The organism is Streptomyces sp. NPDC102467 (assembly GCF_044765445.1).
Lineage (GTDB): Bacteria > Actinomycetota > Actinomycetes > Streptomycetales > Streptomycetaceae > Streptomyces.
The window spans coordinates 1-17828 of the sequence record NZ_JBIWKA010000024.1 but is presented as its reverse complement, the minus strand read 5'-3'; the positions used below and the strand labels follow the sequence as shown (position 1 = coordinate 17828).

Below are 17828 nucleotides of genomic sequence, written 5' to 3'. Positions count from 1 at the left end.
ACCGCCATGGCCACTTCTGAGGCCGTCTACCAGGCCATCGCCGAGCACAACGCGGTGTTTCGGTCCGACTGTCCGAGCCGCCCGATCCTCGATCAGATCGCCGACAAGTGGTCGATGATGGTGATGGCGGTCTTGGCCGAACCACGCCGGTTCAACGAGATCAAGCGCCGCCTCGAGGGCGTCACGCAACGCAGCCTCACGCAGACCTTGCGCCGGCTCGAACGCAACGGGATGGTCGAGCGCCACGTGCTGCCGACCTCGCCGGTCGGCGTCGAATATTCGATGACCCCCCTCGGCGAATCCCTGCGCGAGCCATTCGCTCACCTCTACGACTGGACCGTCGCGAACGCCTCCGAGATACAGGCTCGCCGGCGCGACTACGACCAGCGAGCCCCGCACTGAGAGGAGAGCGAGGTACTACTTGAACAGGTGCCGGTGGTGTGCCGTTCGGATACTCATCGCTGCTGCTTGGAGTGGGTCTGGCGAGCCCCGACAGCCTGCTCGAAGCCTGTCCGGATGACCGTCTCATTGGTGTATCAGGTGGCTCGGAAGCTGCTCGCGGTCCCGGCGGCACTGCTGCGCCCGGACGCCGTCAAGGATGCGGAACTGCTCGTGCTGCGCCACGAGAACGAAGTGCTGCGCAGGCTACTCTCGGGTCCGGTGCGGTACGAGCCGGCACCGTCCGGTCGTAGCGTCGTGCGCAGTACAGGCGGGCGGGCGGCTGTGAGCGCTCTGCCTGCGCCCCGGCCTGCCCGACAGAGTCCCTCTGCTTAAGATCCGCTCGTGGATCTACAACTTGATCGAACTGCAGCGGCGCAGATCGACTACGGGTCCTGGGGCAGCGGATCAACCCGTGCACCGGAAAACGCCACCGGGTCTAAGCGTTTGGCGCTCTGGTCGGGTGTGGCAGCAGGCCGATGGCCGTGACGCGGACCACGCCCTTTCTACTATTGTTTCGGCGTGCATCGGAATGTCGGAACAAGGGTAACGGGGTGGCGAATTGAGCACGATTGCGATCGTCGGCGCAGGTCCGCAGCTGGGGCGCGCGATCGGTCGGCGGTTCGCCGCCGAGGGGTTCGACGTGGCGCTGATCGCCCGAAACCGTACGACGCTCCGGGCGGTGGCCGACGATCTGTCCGACACGGGCGTCCGGGTCGGGGTGTTCCCCGCCGACGTCACCGATCGTCCCGCTCTGCACGCGGCGCTGACCGCCACCGAGGAGCGGCTGGGGCCGATCGACGTACTCGAGTACTCGCCCGCGCCCTCCCCGGCAGACCTGCGCCGCGCGCCGCTCGTCGAGGCCACGAAGGTCACCGTCGACTCGGTTCTGGCCCAGCTGGATCTCTACCTGCTCGGCGGTGTCGCGGCGGTGCAGCACGTCCTGCCCGGCATGCTGGAGCGCGGCACGGGGACGGTCCTGGTCAGCAGTGGCGCGGGGTCGGGCCCGGTGATCGCCCCGCACGTAGCGAACGTCCAGATCGCCACTGGTGGAATGCGCAACTGGATCCTCAACCTGCATGCGGCACTTTCCGGTACCGGCGTCTACGCCGCGCACGTGGCGATCGCCGCCTTCATCGGCCAGGGGGGCCACGACTCCCAGCCTCAGACGATGGCCGACGCCTACTGGCGGCTGCACACCGCACGCACCGAAGCCGAGCTGGTCGTCCAGGACCTGCCGGACGACTACCTGGAACGCGGCCTGGCGGACAAGTTCGTCGAGTCCTGAGCCGCTGCCGGCTTCGCGGGTCGTTGTCAGGCGCGTGAGTTCGGGACCCGGCGCCGTGGGCGCCGGTCTGCCGCTCGGCCAATTCGCGGTTCACCGCCCCACGGCCCGGGAAATCGCCAGGCCCGCCGTCCGCAGCGCCGTCCGTGCGGCGGCGGCCTTCCGCCGTCGTCGGAAGCGACCAGGGACAGCGCGCCCAGCACGTTACCGCGACGCTGCAGGATCGAGCCGCGACGGTTGACATGGCGGGGGCCCGGAACGCGGGGGGGGCGGGCACCGTCATGGCGCAGACACCCTCCGTGCGGACGGCGGCCATGAGCCGGCGCAGGAGCGCCGCGTCGTTCGCGTCGGCCAGCGCCTCCTCCCGCACCCGCTCGGGGGCGTGCGCCAGCAGGGCGATACCGATGCCGGTCCCGGTGAGGGGGAGGCGACCGCCGACCCGGTACTTGATCTCTGCCGAGTCCCGTGCGGACAGGCGCTCGACGAGAACGGCCTCGTCGTCGTCGCGCACGGCGAGGAGGATGTGCTGGCCGGTGACCGGGGCAGCTCCTCCATGAACGGCAGCGCGGCGGCGCGCAGTCCGTGGCCGCGGGGCGCCAGCGAGGCGATCTCGAGGAGTTGCACGCCGACGACGAAATCGCCGTTGTCGAGGCGTTCGAGGGCGCCCGCACCCGTCAGCTGGGCCGCGATCCGGGACGTGGTGCTCTTCGGAAGGCCCGCCCGCGCCGCGAACGTGTGCAGGGGCAGGCCCTCCCCCGCGTCGCCCTGGGCGCGCCAGTGGCGTACCCACTTGTAAGCAGTGGCGCGGGAGATGTCCATTTCGTCGGCGATGTGCGCGATGTGGCGTCCGATGCGCCCCCTTCGATCAGGAGGCGTCTGCCGTGGACGGTCAGCCGGGCATTGGAGTGGGGTACATGTTCCTTGGCCGTGAGCCTGCGGTGCGGGGCCTCAGTCGAGGATGAAGGTGCCGCCGGCTGCGGTGGCGAGGTCGGGTCCGAGGTCTGCTGCGGCGGTGTAGGCGCCGGGCTTGCCCTGGCCGCGTGCGAGGCGGGCGGCGGTCTCGGCGGCGACGGCGGCGTAGTCCATGCCGTCGTCGGCACGCAGCCAGCCCTCGCGACGGGTGCCGTCGGGCCAGGTGATGACCGCGTGGCCCCAGGAGTGCCTGCGCGGCCTGGGCGTGGCCCTTACCTTGACGACGGATGGCGAAACGCTGCACCGCCGGGATCGACAGCAGCTTCCCGGCCGGCGGAAGGATCGCGCGTGCGATCGCTGACGTGGGGGCCAGGGCCGTGGTCACGGTGACCGAGTCGGCGCCGCTGACCCGCTGTGCGGCCATGAGTTCGCCGGCGGGGTCGCCCGCGGACTTCACCGTCTCGCCATCGGGGAGGGTGAGACGCTGCGGGTCGGCGCCCAGGCGTGCGGTGACCAGCCGGCCGTTTTCGTAGGCACGGCCGCCCATGGACATGGTGTCCACGATGGAGGCGGCGAACGCGGAGCCCACGGTGCCCGCGCTCATCCCGACCGAGCCCAGGGCATCGACGCGTACCCGCTCCGGGGTGGGCTGGTTCTCGCACAGTTTGGCCACGACGGCCTCGGCAGCCAGGACACCGAATCCCGCGCCGGTGACCAGCGTGCTTCCCGCTGCCGCGGCATCGTCATGCAGGACGAGGAGACGGGAGGGCTACGAGGTCGGCTGCCATATCGACGTAGTGACCACCCACTTGCATGCACGCGTGGGCGATCGGAGTGGCGGTCGCGGCGAAGCTGCCGGTGGCATTGACGACCATGGCGGGACGCTGCCGGGTGATCTCGGCGGCGATGTCATCCGCTGAGGTCGTGACGATGATCTTCGCCTTGTTTCCGCCCCGAGACTCGCCGCGGCCCTGTCCAGGCCATCCTTTCCGCGCCCGACGAGGACCAAGGTGGATCCCTGTGCCGCCAGGCGGGGCGTAACAGCGCCGCCGACGCGCCAGACCGGCCTTGCCCTGTAGACCGAGTCAGTCGTCCAGGACTGCCAGGGCGTCGATCTCCACGAGCAGTCCCGGAGGGAGCTGCATGTGGACGGTGGTGCGGGCGGGGAAGGGTTCGCCGACGGCCGCCGCGTACGCCTCGTTCAGCTGGGGCAGGTGGGCGGGGTCGGTGAGGTAGACGCGGAGCATCACGACGTCCTTCAGTCCGGCGCCGGCCGCCTTGAGTACGGCGGTGACGTTGCGCAGGGTCTGCGTGGTCTGCTCGGCGACCGTGGTGCCGACGACCGCGCCGGTGGCCGGGTCGAACGGGAGTTGCCCGGAGACCTGAAGGATCGGGCCCTTGCAAATGCCCTGGGACAGCGGGGCTGCCGGAGCGAGTGCGTTCTCGGTGGTGATGACGGTTCTCATGGTGTGTCCTTGACGGAAGGGCGCGTAGAGCAATCTGTGCGAGGGGGGCAGGCCCAGGCCTGTCGTTCCTGGCTGCGGGGGTCGTCGACCTGGGTCCACTCGGCGTCGATGCGCATCGTGGTCCGGCGTGTGGTGTCGTACTGGTCCCAGCCGGGGTTGCCGGTCCTGGCGAAGCGGATCCAGGCCTCGTGCGTGCGGGCAGCGAGGTCCGCGGGGGGCTTGTCGGGGCCGAGCAGGACACCCTCACCCGCCAGCTGCGGGAGTTCCGCGATGTCGAAGACGAAGGGGAGTTCCATCGTGTGGGTGGCGCCGAGGTCTCCGCCCAGGGCCTGGGAGCGCCAGGCGAACTCGTAGCTGAACGTGGCGGATTGAGAGTGGGCGGCATGTGCGCCGACCAGGGCCCAGCTGCCCGCGCCGAACAGCGCGTCCCCCATGATGGCCGACCGCAGCTCACCGAAGGACGCCTCGGGGCGGGCGTTGCGGTACGTCTCCACGAGCTGCGCGGGCTTCGGGTGCGAGCGCGCCGCCGTATCGTCGACATCGTCGGCGGTCGAGGTTGCGTACTTGTCCACCGGGACCAGGTAGAGGTTTCCCTCCTCGGTGTTGGTCCCGACGAGCAGGTCGACATCGGCGCTGAGGCCGGCGCCGACGGATACGGCGGGCTGTGTGTCGAGCACCAGACTGAAGGGGCTGAGGCCGATCAGCGGATCGTGGTGCGTCTCGGTCCGCAGGTCGATGCCCGCGAGCCGGGAGGCGGCCTCCACCAGGCGCTCGTCGGAGATGTCCGCGAAGGCGTCGGTGTGCGGCTCGATGCCCAGCTCCTCGGTCGCGGCCTTGGTGACACGGGCGGCCTGCTCGGAGGTGAACGCCCCCAGACCGCTGCCGCTCTGCACGATCGCCCGGCGGAACAGGCCCGCGACCTCAGGGGTGGCGAGGATGCCGCCGACGACGGTCGCCCCGGCCGACTGGCCGAAGAGGGTGACGTTGTTCGGGTCACCGCCGAAGGCGGCGATGTTCTCCCGCACCCAGCGCAGCGCCGCGACGACATCGAGCAGGCCGCGGTTGGCGGGCGCCCCGGGGATGTCGAGGAACCCGGCGATGCCCAGCCGGTAGTTGAGTGTGACCAGGACGACGCCGTCGCGGGCGAAGGCGGAACCGTCGTACAGCGCGGACCGCGTCGACCCTGCGACGAACCCGCCACCGTGGACGAACACCATCACGGGCAGAGCGCTGTCCGAGGCGGTGGGCTGGAAGACGTTGACGGTGAGGTAGTCCTCGCCACGGCTCCAGCCGGCGCCGAAGTAGGGGGCCATGTCGATGCTGCCGAACTTCCGCTCGGACTGCGGGGCGTTGGGGCCGGGCACGGTGGCGTCCCGTATGCCGGCCCAGGGCTCGTGCGGCTGCGGCGGGGCGAACCGGCCGGCGCCCATCGGAGGAGCGGCGTAGGGGATGTTCAGATAGGTGGCGGTGCCGTCGTCCTGACGGAGACCGCGGACGGCTCCCTGTGCTGTGGTGACGACGGGCTCGAGTTCGTGGCTCACGGCTATGCCTTTCCGGGGGTGTCAGCCCTGCTCGGAGTACGGGGCGAAGGGCGCCCAACCCTTGATGTCGAACGTGTCGCCGTCACGCGCGATCTCGGCAGCGCCGTGACCACCCAGGTGCGCGGGGATCAGGAGCGCGTTGTTGTCGGCCGCCCAGCCCAGCACCTTGCGGCGGGTGGCGCGGGCGCCCGCGGGGTCCTCGCAGAAGCAGCTGTTGGCGTCCGGCTCGACGATCTGCACCGGGCTGTGCAGCAGGTCACCGACGAACACAGCGCGGTCCGTTCCGGAGCTGAGGGTCAGCACGGAGGAGCCGGGGGTGTGTCCAGGAGCCGCGTCCAGGCGCAGGTCGGCGTCGATCTGGTGGCTGTTCTCCCACAGCAGCGTCTGCCCGGCCTGGTGCACCGGTGCCACGCTGTCCTCGAAGACGTTCTGGTTACCGCGACCGGGAAGCGGCTGGTGGCCGTTGGCCGGGTTCCAGAAGTCGAAGTCGTCCTTCGGCATCAGATAGGTGGCGTTGGGAAAGGTGGGAACCCAACTCCGCCCGTCCAGGTACGTGTTCCAGCCGACGTGATCGATGTGCAGATGCGTGTTGATCACGATGTCCACGTCCTCGGGCCGGACACCTGCCCGGGCGAGGTTGGCCAGAAAGTCCGTCTCCAGGTGGCTCCAGACCGGCGCGTAGGGGCGCTCCTTGTGGTTGCCCACACCGGTGTCGACGAGGATGGTCTTGCCTCCGCTGCGCAGCAGCCAGGTCTGGATCGCGGAATTCACGGTGTTGGTCTCGGAGTCCAGGAAATGCGGGGCCAGCCAGTGGACGCCGTCCTTCCAGACTTCCTGCGAGCTTTCCGGGAAAAAGGCGTGGGGCTCCATTTCGACGGACCCGTAGTATTCCCAAACGCGGGCGATAGAGACGTTGCCGAGCGTAATCTGTTCCATGTGAATTCCTTGGAGTTCATAAGGTTTACCCAACCGTACGAGCGGCTCCAGCGGGCGCGGTATCCGTCACGTGACTGCACCGGTGCGTACGGCTCTGAACTCGGGGCTTTTCCTCTTGTAGGCCAGGTGAAAGGCGAGGCGGCTCCCCGTTTCGAGTCCCGTTCCCGGATGCCTTGTGGACGAGCACGTGGCTACGTCGCCGCGTTCACGAGGCGGCAGCCGGGTCCGTATGCCCGCTTGCCGGCCGTGTCGTGTGCGGTGGCCTTCCCTGCCTTTCAGGCGTCCTTGCGGTCATCGCCTGCGGGATCCAGCACGGAATTCGCAGCCTGGACCAGGGCGACCAGGGCCCAGTCGTAGTAGCGCTCGCACTTCGCCCCTGCCCCGGCCGAGGGCCGCTGCCACGCTCGTTTCGGCAGGCTGGCGGTGAGCGTGTCCGCGCGGATGAGCCCGAACGCGGTCGGGACGCGACGATCGCAGCCGATGGCCGGCACATACCCGGCCCGGCGGATCTCCAGCTCGTCCCGCAGGGCGGGATCCGCGCCATATACCCCGTCCCCGGCGATCCATCGCGCCGGCACCCCAGCGTTCCGGGCGCGGCAGATCATGCCCGTGGCCGGCGCGGGCTTGGTCAGGAACCCGATGTCGGCGGGCACCCCGGCTTCGGCGCACCGGTCGGGGCCGCCTGTCCAGGACTTCGGCAAGTAGAGCTCGTGGTCGATCATCGCGTGGCCACGGGCGCCGGCGTAGGTCAGGTAGACCGCGACCTGAGCGTTCTCGATCCGCCCAGCGGTGCCGGTGTACTGGCGTTGGAGCCCGACCGTGCAGGTGCCTTCTTCAGGTCACCGGTCTCGTCGACCACCAGCACCGCATCGGTGTCGCCGAGGTTGGTGGTGACGTAGTCGCGGACACCGTCGGTATCCCAGCCCGCTCGCCCGAGCAGGTAGTGCATTCCGTGCGGATCCACATCACCGGCGTGCTCGGCATGCTCCAACAGTTCTTCCGGGGAAGGTCGGCCAGCAGCCCGACCAGAAAACCGGGCGGCGCGGCGGCGAGTCTCGATCCGACCGAACCTGGCGGCGATCAAGGCGAGCATCCTGTCGGTCTCGGCTCGCCAACGGTCAGGTTCTGCTCTGTGGCCCACGGCCACCGCTTGATCATCTGATGTCGACACAACGGAGGAGGATCACGCGGTGGCCGTGCCATGCCCGGGACCGCCACGCCGGAAGACCACGGACTACGGCTGGGGTATCAGGAACGGACCCGGTCCGCGGGCGCGGTCCAGCCGGTGGAGCGGATCCACTCGGCCAGGTCCCAGGTGGTCGGCTCGATCGCCCGCACCGCTGCGAGGTCCGACGGGTATGCGGACGCCTCGGCGAACTGGCGGAACATCGCCTTGTCGAGGTCGTTGCCGAGGACGCTCAGTGGCAGGGCCTCGTAGCGTGACGGTAGCCCGGCGCGCGCGCCGAACGCGGCGGCGATCTGGGAACCCGTCGGCTCGTCGCCGATGACCTCGATGGCTCCGCCGGGCACGTCCGCGGTGTCGAGCAGGATCGCGGCGGCCACCTGTCCGATGTCCTTGATCGAGACCATCTTCAGGGCGATGTCGTCCGGCAGCGGCAGCCTCAGCACGATCGTTCCGTCCTCCAGGCTCGGGGCCATCACGGTCGCGAAGTTCTCCATGAAGGCGGCCGGGCGAACCATCGTGGCCCTCAAGCCGGAAATCTTCAGGTATTCCTCGATCCGGTGCTTCGAGTCGTGGTGCGGCACGCCCGTTTCGCGATCCGCTCCGAAGACCGAGTTGAACACGACGTGTGGCACGCGCGCAGCGGACGCCGCATCGACGAGGGCGGCGCCCACTCGGACCTCCTCCTCGATCTCCTTGAGGCTGTTCGCCTCCGGGGTCATGAAGTAGAACGCGGCGACCGCCTCCAGTGCGGCGACCGTTGACGCCGGGTCGTCGATCCGGACGGTCGCCAGCTCGACGCCTCGGGCGGCCAGCGCCTGCGCTCGATCGGACTTGGGGCTGCGGACGAGGGCCCGCACCCGTGCTCCTCGGGCCAGGAGCGCGTCGACGACCGCCCCGCCCTGCTGTCCCGTCGCACCGAAAACCGCGATGGCACCGTTTTCCCGCGTGGCCATGTCGTCACCTCTCGCTAGGGCATGGCATGAACCCTAACTAGTTCACGCCATGAACCATATTAGTTCATGGCGTGAACTGACGCCAGGCATGAGGTGCCTAGGAGGACCGCGCGGTATGTCAGGACGAGGTGGACGCCGAGACGCCCGACGCGGCCACGATGGCGGTGGCTAGGCGTTCGAGGTCGCGCTGGGCGTCGGCGTCGAGGTTCTCCGCGACGTCGGGCAGGCGCTTGGTGGTCTCTGCGAACACCGCCTCGGCGAGCACCTTCCCTGTGGGCGTCACGCTGAGCATGATGACCCGCCGGTCCTGCTCTGAACTCGCTCGGCTGACCAGGTGGCGCCGCTCGGTGCGATCGACGAGCTGGCTCAGCGCGTTCTTGGTCATGCCGAGCGAGGCGGCGAGGTACGCCATCTGCCGCGGCTCGTCCTTGACCGCGCACAGAAGCGTGGCCTGTGAGGAAGTCAGGTCGTACTCGGCGCAGATCTGCGCGTACCTTCGCTGGATCAGGACCGAGAGCCAGAAGAGCTTGTCGCCGTAGTCCACGCCCGTCGCCCCTCGTCTGGTGCCTAACACCCAGTCTACCGACGCCGACCGGCTTGCCCGACCGTCCAGCTGCGGCGCGCTCAGAACCGCGTCCGCCTCGTCTGCGCCCTCTACGAACGCCTGGACCGCCTGGAAGGCGGCTGCGTCGACGCCCCGATTCTGCTGCTCCGGGATCATTGGGAGAGGGGACTGGGACTTCGGGGAAGATCAGCCGACCGGGGCCAGCACACGGCACGGGCCCGGTCCGCCTCGACTGGTCATGGTGATCACGGCTGTGTCCCACGGCCCGTTGGCGTTCCTGTGAGGATGCCCGACTATAGGGCGGCGGGGAGAGCGAGGCTGTGCCGTCTTCGGAGGAGGCACCGGAGTGTCTGTGGCATCCAGGGTGCTTACTGCTCGCCTGTGGTGATGCGTGGGTCGGGTCCGTACTGGTGCGGGACGCCGAGGTTCGCGCGCAGGGTCGTGCCCGGGTACTCGGTGGGACAGATGCCGCGTTCCTGCGGGGTCGGCACCACCTCGTCGACGAATGCGTCGATGCCGTCCTCGTAGATGTCGGGTGTCAGGATCGGCATTCTGGGCGTAGGACACATCGGCAAGACTCTGGCCCAGCGACTCAGAGCCGCGGGACACGATGTGAAGGTGGCCAACTCGCGCGGCCCACACACGATCGAGGCCGATGTGCTGTCCTCGGGCGGACGCGCGGTCACAGCGGCGGAGGCCGTGGCGGACGTCGACGTCATGATCCTCTCGATTCCCCTGATCCGTCTTCCACGGGCGGCGTCGCTGATCGTCAACGTGCCGATTGACACGGCCGTCATCGACACGTCGAACTACTACCCGGCGCGAGAGGGCCGGATCGAGGCCATCGACGCCGGTCAGGTCGAGAGCCTGTGGGTCACCGAGCAGCTGGGCCGGCCGATCGCCAAAGCGCGGAACGCGATCGGTTCCCACTCGTTCGCGTCCAAGGACAAGCCCGCGGGAAGCCCGGGCCGCATCGCCATCCCCGTCGGCGCCGACCGAGACCAGGACCGGCAGGTGGCCATGGCACTGGTCGAGGACACCGGGTTCGACGCCTTCGACGCCGGCACGCTCGCGGATTCCTGGCGCCAGCAGCTCGGTGCGCCCTGCTACCGCACCGACCTCACGCGCGAGGATATGCCGGGCGCGCTGGCCGCGGCAGAGGCTGGACGCCTGCCCAGTCGGCGCGACCTGGCCGTCGCCGCGGTCACGGAGAGGGTCGAGACGCCACGACCAACCCCGATGCGGAGTACAGCGTCCGCCTGAACCGGGCCCTCTTCATGTGAACCCCCGAGGCGTGCCCGTACGCGCACATCGGCCGTCGGGCAGTACACACCCCACCCGCTCCGGATACCTTGGCGTCGACGTCGGTCGACGTCGACGCCAAGGTATCCGGACAGCGCACGAGGTTACGGCGCTGCCCTCAACTCGGCGTTTAACCTCGCTGGTCACCCGACCTGCTGAACTACGGTTCGTCCCGGGACAGCGGATGCGGCCGTTCCTCACGCTTCGAGATGTCGAACAACGAATTGTGACAACAGTCGGGGTATGCATCACGTGACTGCATCGCCCCCGGACGACGACTGCGCTCTGAGTGCTCTGAGCGGGTTCGATACCGCTACCGGCACTGCCGCCGCAGCCCCACGCTAGTGTCTGGCGTGTCTCGATTCCTTGGAGTATCCGTGCAGAACGATTCGTGCAGAACGATGGAACGGCTCGTGAGGGCCAGCGCTCGACGCGGGATTGTGGTCCGGCGGCGGTGAGCCGAGAGACCGAGACCGCGGAAATCATCCGGCGTGTGAGCACTCACCGGTCCCACAGGGACGTCTTGATCGTCACGGGTGACCCCGGTGCCGGCAAGAGCACGCTGCTCGATCTCGCGGCCGATCGCGCACGGGGCGCGGGTGGCCGAGTGCTGCGGGCGGTGGGGAGCGGATCCGAGGCGCACCTCGGGTTCGCCGGTCTTCATCAGTTGTTGCGTCCGGTACTCGCTGAAGCGCAGGGGCTGCCGTCGCGGCAGCGCTCCGCGCTCCGAGCCGTCCTGGGGCTCGAAGAGTGTGCGGAGACTCCCGACGCAATGCTCGTCGGTCTGGCGGTCCTGACCTTGTTCTCGGACCTGGCGGAAACCGCCCCGCTGCTGGTGGTGGTCGACGACGCCCAGTGGATCGACCGCGGATCACTGGACGTTCTCTCTTTCGTGGCGCGACGCATGGACAGCGAGCCTGTCACCCTGCTGGTCGGAGTCCGCACCGCGGCCGCCCTGCCTGGATTCGACAAGGGATACGAGCGCCTCGAACTCGGCCCGCTGGACGACGAGGCGGCCAACCTACTGCTGGACCGGCAACCCACGCCGCCCACCGGCCGAGCCCGGGTGCGGATCCTCCAGGAGGCGGCCGGCAACCCGCTGGCCCTGGTGGAACTGACCCACGCCACCGCGATCCGGCACCCCGAGGGCAGTGGCCTGGAGGGCCCGCTGCCGGTCACCGACCGACTGGAACGGATCTTCGCGGGGCACGCGGCGGATCTGCCGGAACCGACCCGCCGCATCTTGCTGCGGCTCGCGGCCGCCGACGCGGCGGACGGTCCGGCGGCAGCCGTGGGACTTCCCGAGGCGGACGACGAGGCATGGGTACCCGCGGAGCGGGCCGGTCTCGTACGCCAGGACGGATCCGGGATCTCCTTCCGTCACCCGCTCGTCCGCTCCGCCGTCTACCACGCCGCGTCGTTCGAGGAACGCCGCCAAGCCCACCTCGCTCTCGCGGAGTTGCTGCGCGAGGAGCCCGACCGCCGCGCATGGCATCTCGCCGCCGCGACCGTACGCCCCGACCAGGACGTGTCGGCCGCACTGCAGCAGACGGCCGACCGGGCCCGGCGCCGGGGTGGCTTCGCAGCCGCGGCCGCGGCCCAGGAGCGCGCCGCGGAACTCAGCCCGCGCCGCGAGGACCGAGCGCGACTTCTGACCGAAGCCGCCGCCACCGCCGTCTTCACCGGTCAACTCGGCTGGGTGGAACATCTGGCCGCCGCAGTCCGCGAGTGCACCGACGACCAGGCGCTGCTGGGCAGAGCCGCACTGGCCACCGGACAGCTCATGTCGCTGGGCTCCCGGCACACAGCAACCTTCGCCCTGCTCATGCGTGTTGCCGACGAAGCGGCGGACACCCGGTTGCCCATCGTTCTCGACGCGCTGGCCGCGGCGGCGGTGGTCCGTTACTACTCGGGCGAGGAGTCCCAACAGCGACAGATCCAAAGCCTGCTCTCCCGCATACCCGACGATGCCGCCGGAGCGGCGCTGCGCGCCTGGGTCCTGGCCGTCTCCGACCCCAGCAGCGCAGGAGCCTTGCTCACACCAGCCCTGCCCGGGCTCATCGCCGAGGCCAAGGGCGACGCCAGTCGCCTGACCGCGCTGGCCATCGTCGCCTGGCTGCTCGACCAGACCACCCTCGCCGCCAGGACATTCGACGAGGCGTTCGACCAGTGGCACGCCCGTGGATGGCTCCCGGACGGACTGGGATGTGCGGCCGGCTGGACTCGCCTGGAGCAGGGCCGATGGGCCGAGGCCCGCTCGGTGGCGACTGACATCGCGGCCATGGCATCGTCGGCCGGACTCGACCACGCCGAGGCGTGTGCCAAGGCACTCGATGCCACGGTGGTCGCTCTATTGGGCGACCCGGCCACCGCACGCCGGCTCGTCGAACGAGCCCTGGCTCTCGTCGATCCACTGGAGAGCCGCTCCGTCGCGGTCTTCGCGCGTCGGGCCCTGGGGATGGCGGCCGTGGCCGAGGGCGACTACGACACCGCGTACACGCAGTTCCGCGCCGCGTTCACCGCCGACGGCGATCCGGTCCACTACCACGTCTCTTACACCCTCCTGGCCGAACTGGCGGCGGCAGCTGTCCGCCGAGGACGACAAGAGCACGCCGCAGAGCTACTGGAACGGTCGGCGCGGCGTCTCAGTACAGGCATGTCGGCACGGGTGAGGACACTGATCGACCGGGGCCGCGCTTTGTTGGCGGCTCCCGAGCACGCGGAGCCGTTCTTCCGGGCGGCGCTCAAGGAACCCGCAGGTGAGCAGTGGCCGTTCGAACGGGCGCAGACACGGCTCGACTACGGGGAATGGCTCCGGCGGCAGCGCCGTATCGCCGAGGCCCGTCCGCTGCTGAGCGCCGCCCTGGAAACCTTCCAGCGGCTGGGCGCACGGCCGTGGGTCGAGCGGGCACAGGCAGAACTACGCGCCGCCGGCATCGAGGCCGGCAATGTCGTACCCACTGCCTTCGCCGAACTCAGTCCCCAGCAGCAGCAGATCGTCCAGCTGGCGGCCCGTGGCCTGACGAATCGTGAGATCGGGGAAAAGCTGTTCCTCTCACCGCGCACGGTCGGTTCACACCTCTACCGGGTTTTCCCCAAGCTCGGCATCACCGCCCGCTCGCAGCTCCGCGACGTGGTCGAAGGCGTCCTGTCGGGTACCGGCGTCCGGGCTGAGTGAAGGTTGCCCGTAATAGTGGACGCTCGATGCTTACGCTGCGAGGGCGTGTTCTTGCTCATGTCGTTGCCCGTGCACCGAGAGGCGATGTTGCAAGACGGCGATCTCGTGGGCCAGGGCGTCTCGGCGGCCCGGCGGGCGGCGCGGGCCTCACTACGAGTAGGAAAACCTGGCAACGGATCTACTTCCGGCTACGGAACAGCCCCATCGAGTGCCGGCCCCCGGGCAGCGACGGGGCCGCATCCGCTGGATGGACGTTGGCCGATCCCGGTCCTCGAAAGGCGGCCCTGCACGGCGAACTCCACTGTGGCGTAGGCGGCTTCGGACTCGTATCCCTGCCCCGGAACACCCGCCCGAGCCGCCGGCTGATCTCCACCTGACCGGCGGCCTCGGACGGAGCGTAGGTGACGAACAGGCCGACGGCGCCCGCCAGTTCACCGGAAGCCAGGAGCTCGACCGCGAAGATCCCGAAGCCTTCCTCGTCCCACGTCTCCTCCCACGCCTCGAGCCTACGCACCACAGGCCGACTCCACCCGCAACGAGGCTCACCCCGGAGCTCCATGACTTGGGTGACACCCGGACTGTCACACCCTCCTCGGACGAGCGGCGGGCCGCCTCCTGGCCGCAAGGGCGTCCTGGACGTGACCGGCTCGTGGGCCGAGCACGCAGCACAGCAACGTACGCGCCAGGTGAATCAGGGCCCACATCCGGCAGAGAGCAGCGTGCCGGGGATCCGATCCTCGGCTGAGGCGGTACGAGTTGACCGTGCTGCCGTAGCAATCTCATCATCGCGCAGTCGCTCCGAAGAATGACGGTTTCGATCGCCCGATGGCAGCTGTGCCTTCCCCGCGACACCGGCGACACGTACCGGCCGGCCGCCAGACTGCTCATCCAATTCTTCGCCTACGGAGGCGGGCTCGACCGAGCCCGGGCCCAGGAGGGAGCGCAGCTCTTCTAGGTACTCCTGCAGGGATTTGGGAACTTCCCGCCCAAGCGCCGCTGCGCGCTCGTGTCTTCCGCGCGGCCCAGGGCAAGATGACCTGCAAGCACAGGCCGTGATGGCGGTGTTCACCGGAGCGCTTCCGCCAGGCGGCCCTTCCGGTGCGACGCGGGGCCGGGAATAAGGGTGCCGTCGATCCCCGGTCGGCAGCGGTGTGCGGCGTTCCGGGAAAGAGAAGCAGGAAGAAAAATGCGTACCCGAGGCGAAAGTTCAGTCCGCGAACGCGGCCACGTACGACGCCACGCACGGCTCCGGAGTGGCCAGTGAGGTGACGACGTGGCCGTCGACGGTCATCGGCGGGTCGAGCGGCACCTGGAGCAGTCGCTCGGAGCGGGACCCGTCGAGCTGCTCGGCAGCCATCAGCGTCCAGCCCTCTGGATCCCGGCCCACCTCGAACAGTACGTTGAGCATGTCCCCGGCAGGTGGCCGCAACGGGGCCACGGGCAGGGCGGCGAGGACCGCGTCGTGCATCGGCGGGTCACTGTCGCGGGCGGGGAGCCTCAGGCCGTACGGATCGAGGTCGTGCAGGCTGACCGCGGGCTTGCGAGCGGCGGGATGTTCATGCCCGAGCACCGCGTACAGCGGCTCGGACCAGGCGCGCGCCACCGTCACCGCCGTGGAGGCGAGCGCACCTCGCACTAGTGCCAGGTCCAGCTCGCCGTCGCGGACGGCGTCGAGTCGGGCGGCCACCGGCAGGTCGACCAGTCTCGGCTCGGCGGGGCGTTCGCCGTCGCCCAGTCGGCCCACCGCGCGGTCGAGCCGTCGGGTGGCGCAGGAGGCCACCCCGATCCGCAGGACGGCCGCCGGTTCGCCGGCGGCCACCCGTACCCGAGCCGCTGCAGCGAGGGTCTTACTGGCCGCGGCAAGCACTCGCTCGCCGGCCGGGGTGAGCCGCACCCGGCGCGAGGTGCGGTCGAGCAGGCGTACGCCAAGCTCACGTTCGAGCCGGGCGATCTGCTGGCTCACCGCCGGCTGCACGATGCCCAGCCGTTGCGCCGCGCGCCCGAAGTGCAGCTCTTCGGTGACGGTGACGAAGTACTGCAGCGCTCTCAGTTCCATCTGCCTGATCTATCACACGATGTGATCGCTGCCGAGCGTTCCTGGTCATTGTTCGGGCGGACCACCTCGACTGTGATGGGTACGACCCGCCGGAGCGGTCCTACCCGCTGGATGGCTCGACGCGGGCAAATGTGAACGGAGAACAGAGTGAGCCCAACAACCCTCGGCGTCATCGGCACCGGCATGGTCGGCGTCAGCGCCGCCCGTCGCGCCGTCGACGCCGGCCTGAACGTCGTCCTGAGCAACTCACGCGGCCCCGAGACGCTGGCCGCTCTCGTCGCGGAGCTGGGCGAGCGGGCCCGCGCGGCCACCCCGGCCGAAGCGGCGAGCGCCGGTGATCTCGTCCTCGCCTCCGTGCCACTGGCCGCCTACGAGAAACTGCCTCGGGCCGAGCTGGCCGGCAAGACCGTTATCGACCCGATGAACTACGCGCCCCACGCCGACTTCGAGATGCCGGTACTCGACAGTCACAAGCTGACCTCCAGCGAAATGGTGCAGCGCCACCTCGTGGATGCCCGGGTGGTGAAGGCCTTGCACAACATCGGCCCCAAGCAGTTGCTGGAGCTGTTCCGCCCGACCGGAGCCTTTGACCGTACCGCGCTGCCGCTTTCCGGCGATGACCCGGACGCCAAGAAGGAGGTGGCCGACCTGCTGGACGACCTCGGGTTTGATTCGGTGGACCTCGGTACGCTGGCCGACAGCTGGCGCAGCGAACCCAACAGCCCTTTGTACGCCATCCCGTACGTGGGGCAGACGCCGTCCGGCCTCACCGTCAGGGAGTTCGTGGCCTGGGTCCAGCAGGCGCCCGGTGTGCCCGTACCCGCCGCCCGGGTCAGCGAACTCGCCGCCGCCGCGGTGCGGGGGCCGGCGGGTTTCCGGATGTAGCAGCGGCTTGGGTTCGGGCTCTGGCGGATCGGGGGCTCTGGCCGGCCGCGGCCCGGACATCCGACCGTGACCGCTGCCGGGCGCGGGAGTCGCGTCAGCGGCGGGGAAGCCCGCCCACCCGGAGAGGGCGAAGCCGTCGCCGTCACGGCGGACCTCGGCGCCCCCGCGCCCCGGCCAGTGGGCCGGGATAATGATCTCGCGCAGTTCGGCGGCGCGTGAGAGGTCGGCGCGACGGGTCTTGGCCGCGAGCTGGGGGTCGTCGCAGAAGCAGCTGTTCCAGTCGGGCTCAAGGACTTGGACGGGGCTGTGCAGCATGTCCCCGACGAGACGGCGCGGTCGGTGCCCGAGCGCAGAGTGAGGACGGACGAACCAGGGGTGTGGCCCCGGCGCGAGGCCTTCAGACGACATCGAATTCGTTGCCCTCGGGGTCCTGCATGGCGGCGGAGTAGTGCCCCATGTCGGGCTCATCCTTGATCTCCGTGACGGTGGCACCAGCTTTGACCAGCCGTTCCACCGTCGCCTTCACCCGCTGTGCGCGGACATCCAATGGCACGTGACGACCCCCACCGGCCTTCAGATCGAAGTGCCACCGGTTCTTGGCGGTCTTCGGCTCCGGAACCGGCTGGAACCACATCCTCGGTCCACGTCCCGCGGGATCGATGATCGACTCCGGAGTGTCCCCGGCATCGGCCGGCAACTCTTCCTCGGGCACCCCCACCGCCACCCAGTAGGCACGCCACGTGGCGTGCCCGCCCGGCGGAGGCTCAGGTACGTAACCCAGGGCCTCGGCCCAGAAAGTCACCATTCTCTGCGGATCGGAGCAGTCGATCGCCAGCTGCACTGTCATCTCCATGCTCGGAGCATCCCAGGCAGGTGTGACAGACGATCCACTTTCGATACACGCCCTACTGAGGTTTTCGGTGTGGGGTCGGGTGGTGACCGGTGATCGCAAGACCGGTCCCGGCGAGGCAGCCGTCGATGAGGTCGGGTCGGTATTGAAGCTGTCGCGGGCCGCGGCGGAGGGTTCGGGTGAGCTCGTCGGCATCGGCGAAGGCGGCGTTGGCCAGAGGCCCGCGCCGCAGCAGGGACCAGACGCCCTCGACGGGATTCAAATCGGGCGCATAG

18 protein-coding genes and 4 pseudogenes are annotated in these 17828 nt (G+C 69.6%); 7 read left to right on the top strand and 15 right to left on the bottom strand.

The genetic code is table 11. The features are described 5' to 3' along the window. Positions 1-6: 6 nt before the first annotated feature. Both ACIREE_RS37530 and ACIREE_RS37525 read left to right on the top strand, forming a co-directional pair. Positions 7-402 (top strand): winged helix-turn-helix transcriptional regulator, encoded by a 396-nt coding sequence (locus tag ACIREE_RS37530; RefSeq protein WP_404163019.1) that lies wholly within the window; start codon positions 7-9, stop codon positions 400-402. Positions 403-1000: 598 nt separating this feature from the next. Next, positions 1001-1726: an SDR family NAD(P)-dependent oxidoreductase gene (locus ACIREE_RS37525; protein ID WP_404162866.1), complete on the top strand. Its 726-nt coding sequence runs from the start codon at positions 1001-1003 to the stop codon at positions 1724-1726. A gap of 681 nt (positions 1727-2407) precedes the next feature. Here the strand turns inward: ACIREE_RS37525 and ACIREE_RS37520 are convergent. Both ACIREE_RS37520 and ACIREE_RS37515 read right to left on the bottom strand, forming a co-directional pair. Beyond that, positions 2408-2616 (bottom strand): annotated as a pseudogene (locus ACIREE_RS37520) (helix-turn-helix domain-containing protein); the annotation flags it as partial. Positions 2617-2671: 55 nt separating this feature from the next. Beyond that, positions 2672-2809 carry a hypothetical protein gene (locus ACIREE_RS37515; protein WP_404163046.1) on the bottom strand — a complete coding sequence of 46 codons (138 nt, stop codon included), beginning with the start codon at positions 2807-2809 and terminating at the stop codon, positions 2672-2674. A gap of 371 nt (positions 2810-3180) precedes the next feature. On the opposite strand from ACIREE_RS37515, the gene ACIREE_RS37510 reads away from it, so the two are divergent. Beyond that, positions 3181-3555: a hypothetical protein gene (locus ACIREE_RS37510; protein ID WP_404162863.1), complete on the top strand. Its 375-nt coding sequence runs from the start codon at positions 3181-3183 to the stop codon at positions 3553-3555. Between the two features lie 165 nt (positions 3556-3720). Here ACIREE_RS37510 and ACIREE_RS37505 read toward each other — a convergent pair whose 3' ends face one another. The 8 genes from ACIREE_RS37505 to ACIREE_RS37470 all read right to left on the bottom strand — a co-directional run bounded on the left by ACIREE_RS37505 (position 3721) and on the right by ACIREE_RS37470 (position 9833). Then, a complete protein-coding gene (locus ACIREE_RS37505; protein WP_404162860.1) occupies positions 3721-4101 on the bottom strand; it encodes a RidA family protein in 381 nt (126 codons plus the stop codon). Continuing rightward, a complete protein-coding gene (locus ACIREE_RS37500) occupies positions 4098-5642 on the bottom strand; it encodes a carboxylesterase/lipase family protein (protein WP_404162857.1) in 1545 nt (514 codons plus the stop codon). Before ACIREE_RS37500 ends, ACIREE_RS37505 begins: the two co-directional genes overlap by 4 nt. 21 nt (positions 5643-5663) lie before the next feature. After that, the gene (locus ACIREE_RS37495; protein ID WP_404162854.1) at positions 5664-6578 is read right to left on the bottom strand and encodes an MBL fold metallo-hydrolase; all 915 of its coding nucleotides are present in this window, start codon (positions 6576-6578) and stop codon (positions 5664-5666) included. 275 nt (positions 6579-6853) lie between these two features. Further along, positions 6854-7357 carry a transposase gene (locus tag ACIREE_RS37490; protein ID WP_404163016.1) on the bottom strand — a complete coding sequence of 168 codons (504 nt, stop codon included), beginning with the start codon at positions 7355-7357 and terminating at the stop codon, positions 6854-6856. Beyond that, complete coding sequence (locus ACIREE_RS37485) at positions 7327-7671, bottom strand: hypothetical protein (RefSeq protein ID WP_404162852.1); 345 nt, start codon at positions 7669-7671, stop codon at positions 7327-7329. The genes ACIREE_RS37490 and ACIREE_RS37485 overlap by 31 nt, the downstream gene beginning before the upstream one ends. A gap of 155 nt (positions 7672-7826) precedes the next feature. Further along, complete coding sequence (locus tag ACIREE_RS37480) at positions 7827-8717, bottom strand: NmrA/HSCARG family protein (protein ID WP_404162849.1); 891 nt, start codon at positions 8715-8717, stop codon at positions 7827-7829. A 118-nt stretch (positions 8718-8835) separates the two neighbouring features. Continuing rightward, positions 8836-9261, bottom strand: a complete 426-nt coding sequence (locus ACIREE_RS37475) for a MarR family winged helix-turn-helix transcriptional regulator (protein ID WP_404162846.1) — start codon at positions 9259-9261, stop codon at positions 8836-8838. Positions 9262-9650: 389 nt separating this feature from the next. Further along, on the bottom strand, positions 9651-9833 hold the full coding sequence (locus ACIREE_RS37470) for a hypothetical protein (protein ID WP_404162843.1): 183 nt from the start codon (positions 9831-9833) through the stop codon (positions 9651-9653). Between ACIREE_RS37470 and ACIREE_RS37465 the strand changes: the two genes are divergently transcribed. Beyond that, on the top strand, positions 9811-10545 hold the full coding sequence (locus ACIREE_RS37465) for an NADPH-dependent F420 reductase (RefSeq protein WP_404162840.1): 735 nt from the start codon (positions 9811-9813) through the stop codon (positions 10543-10545). The two genes, ACIREE_RS37470 and ACIREE_RS37465, sit on opposite strands and share 23 nt — an antisense overlap. A 430-nt stretch (positions 10546-10975) precedes the next feature. Next, positions 10976-13762 carry an AAA family ATPase gene (locus ACIREE_RS37460; protein ID WP_404162836.1) on the top strand — a complete coding sequence of 929 codons (2787 nt, stop codon included), beginning with the start codon at positions 10976-10978 and terminating at the stop codon, positions 13760-13762. Between the two features lie 278 nt (positions 13763-14040). On the opposite strand, the pseudogene ACIREE_RS37455 reads toward ACIREE_RS37460, so the two are convergent. Further along, positions 14041-14267 (bottom strand): annotated as a pseudogene (locus ACIREE_RS37455) (GNAT family N-acetyltransferase); the annotation flags it as partial. Positions 14268-14567: 300 nt separating this feature from the next. On the opposite strand from ACIREE_RS37455, the gene ACIREE_RS37450 reads away from it, so the two are divergent. Further along, positions 14568-14717: a hypothetical protein gene (locus ACIREE_RS37450; protein ID WP_404162833.1), complete on the top strand. Its 150-nt coding sequence runs from the start codon at positions 14568-14570 to the stop codon at positions 14715-14717. Positions 14718-14969: 252 nt separating this feature from the next. On the opposite strand, the gene ACIREE_RS37445 is transcribed toward ACIREE_RS37450, so the two are convergent. Next, positions 14970-15818, bottom strand: a complete 849-nt coding sequence (locus ACIREE_RS37445) for a LysR family transcriptional regulator (protein WP_404162830.1) — start codon at positions 15816-15818, stop codon at positions 14970-14972. A 147-nt stretch (positions 15819-15965) separates the two neighbouring features. Between ACIREE_RS37445 and ACIREE_RS37440 the strand changes: the two genes are divergently transcribed. Next, positions 15966-16703 carry an NADPH-dependent F420 reductase gene (locus ACIREE_RS37440; protein WP_404162827.1) on the top strand — a complete coding sequence of 246 codons (738 nt, stop codon included), beginning with the start codon at positions 15966-15968 and terminating at the stop codon, positions 16701-16703. A gap of 105 nt (positions 16704-16808) precedes the next feature. Here ACIREE_RS37440 and ACIREE_RS37435 read toward each other — a convergent pair. From ACIREE_RS37435 to ACIREE_RS37425, 3 genes and pseudogenes are all read right to left on the bottom strand, one after another. After that, positions 16809-17086: pseudogene (locus ACIREE_RS37435) on the bottom strand (MBL fold metallo-hydrolase); the annotation flags it as partial. A 14-nt stretch (positions 17087-17100) separates the two neighbouring features. Then, the gene (locus ACIREE_RS37430) at positions 17101-17556 is read right to left on the bottom strand and encodes a VOC family protein (protein ID WP_404162824.1); all 456 of its coding nucleotides are present in this window, start codon (positions 17554-17556) and stop codon (positions 17101-17103) included. 52 nt (positions 17557-17608) lie between these two features. Next, positions 17609-17828, bottom strand: a pseudogene (locus tag ACIREE_RS37425) (IS630 family transposase); the annotation flags it as partial.

Excerpts from the sequence above, each read along its gene's own strand:
- ACIREE_RS37530 (WP_404163019.1), top strand. The coding sequence starts at position 7 with ATGGCCACTTCTGAGGCCGTCTACCAGGCCATCGCCGAGCACAACGCG.
- ACIREE_RS37465 (WP_404162840.1), top strand. The coding sequence starts at position 9,811 with ATGTCGGGTGTCAGGATCGGCATTCTGGGCGTAGGACACATCGGCAAG.
- ACIREE_RS37495 (WP_404162854.1), bottom strand. The coding sequence starts at position 6,578 with ATGGAACAGATTACGCTCGGCAACGTCTCTATCGCCCGCGTTTGGGAA.
- ACIREE_RS37470 (WP_404162843.1), bottom strand. The coding sequence starts at position 9,833 with ATGCCGATCCTGACACCCGACATCTACGAGGACGGCATCGACGCATTC.
- ACIREE_RS37480 (WP_404162849.1), bottom strand. The coding sequence starts at position 8,717 with ATGGCCACGCGGGAAAACGGTGCCATCGCGGTTTTCGGTGCGACGGGA.
- ACIREE_RS37485 (WP_404162852.1), bottom strand. The coding sequence starts at position 7,671 with ATGCTCGCCTTGATCGCCGCCAGGTTCGGTCGGATCGAGACTCGCCGC.
- ACIREE_RS37450 (WP_404162833.1), top strand. The coding sequence starts at position 14,568 with ATGACGGTTTCGATCGCCCGATGGCAGCTGTGCCTTCCCCGCGACACC.
- ACIREE_RS37505 (WP_404162860.1), bottom strand. The coding sequence starts at position 4,101 with ATGAGAACCGTCATCACCACCGAGAACGCACTCGCTCCGGCAGCCCCG.
- ACIREE_RS37510 (WP_404162863.1), top strand. The coding sequence starts at position 3,181 with ATGGACATGGTGTCCACGATGGAGGCGGCGAACGCGGAGCCCACGGTG.
- ACIREE_RS37515 (WP_404163046.1), bottom strand. The coding sequence starts at position 2,809 with ATGGACTACGCCGCCGTCGCCGCCGAGACCGCCGCCCGCCTCGCACGC.
- ACIREE_RS37445 (WP_404162830.1), bottom strand. The coding sequence starts at position 15,818 with ATGGAACTGAGAGCGCTGCAGTACTTCGTCACCGTCACCGAAGAGCTG.
- ACIREE_RS37430 (WP_404162824.1), bottom strand. The coding sequence starts at position 17,556 with ATGGAGATGACAGTGCAGCTGGCGATCGACTGCTCCGATCCGCAGAGA.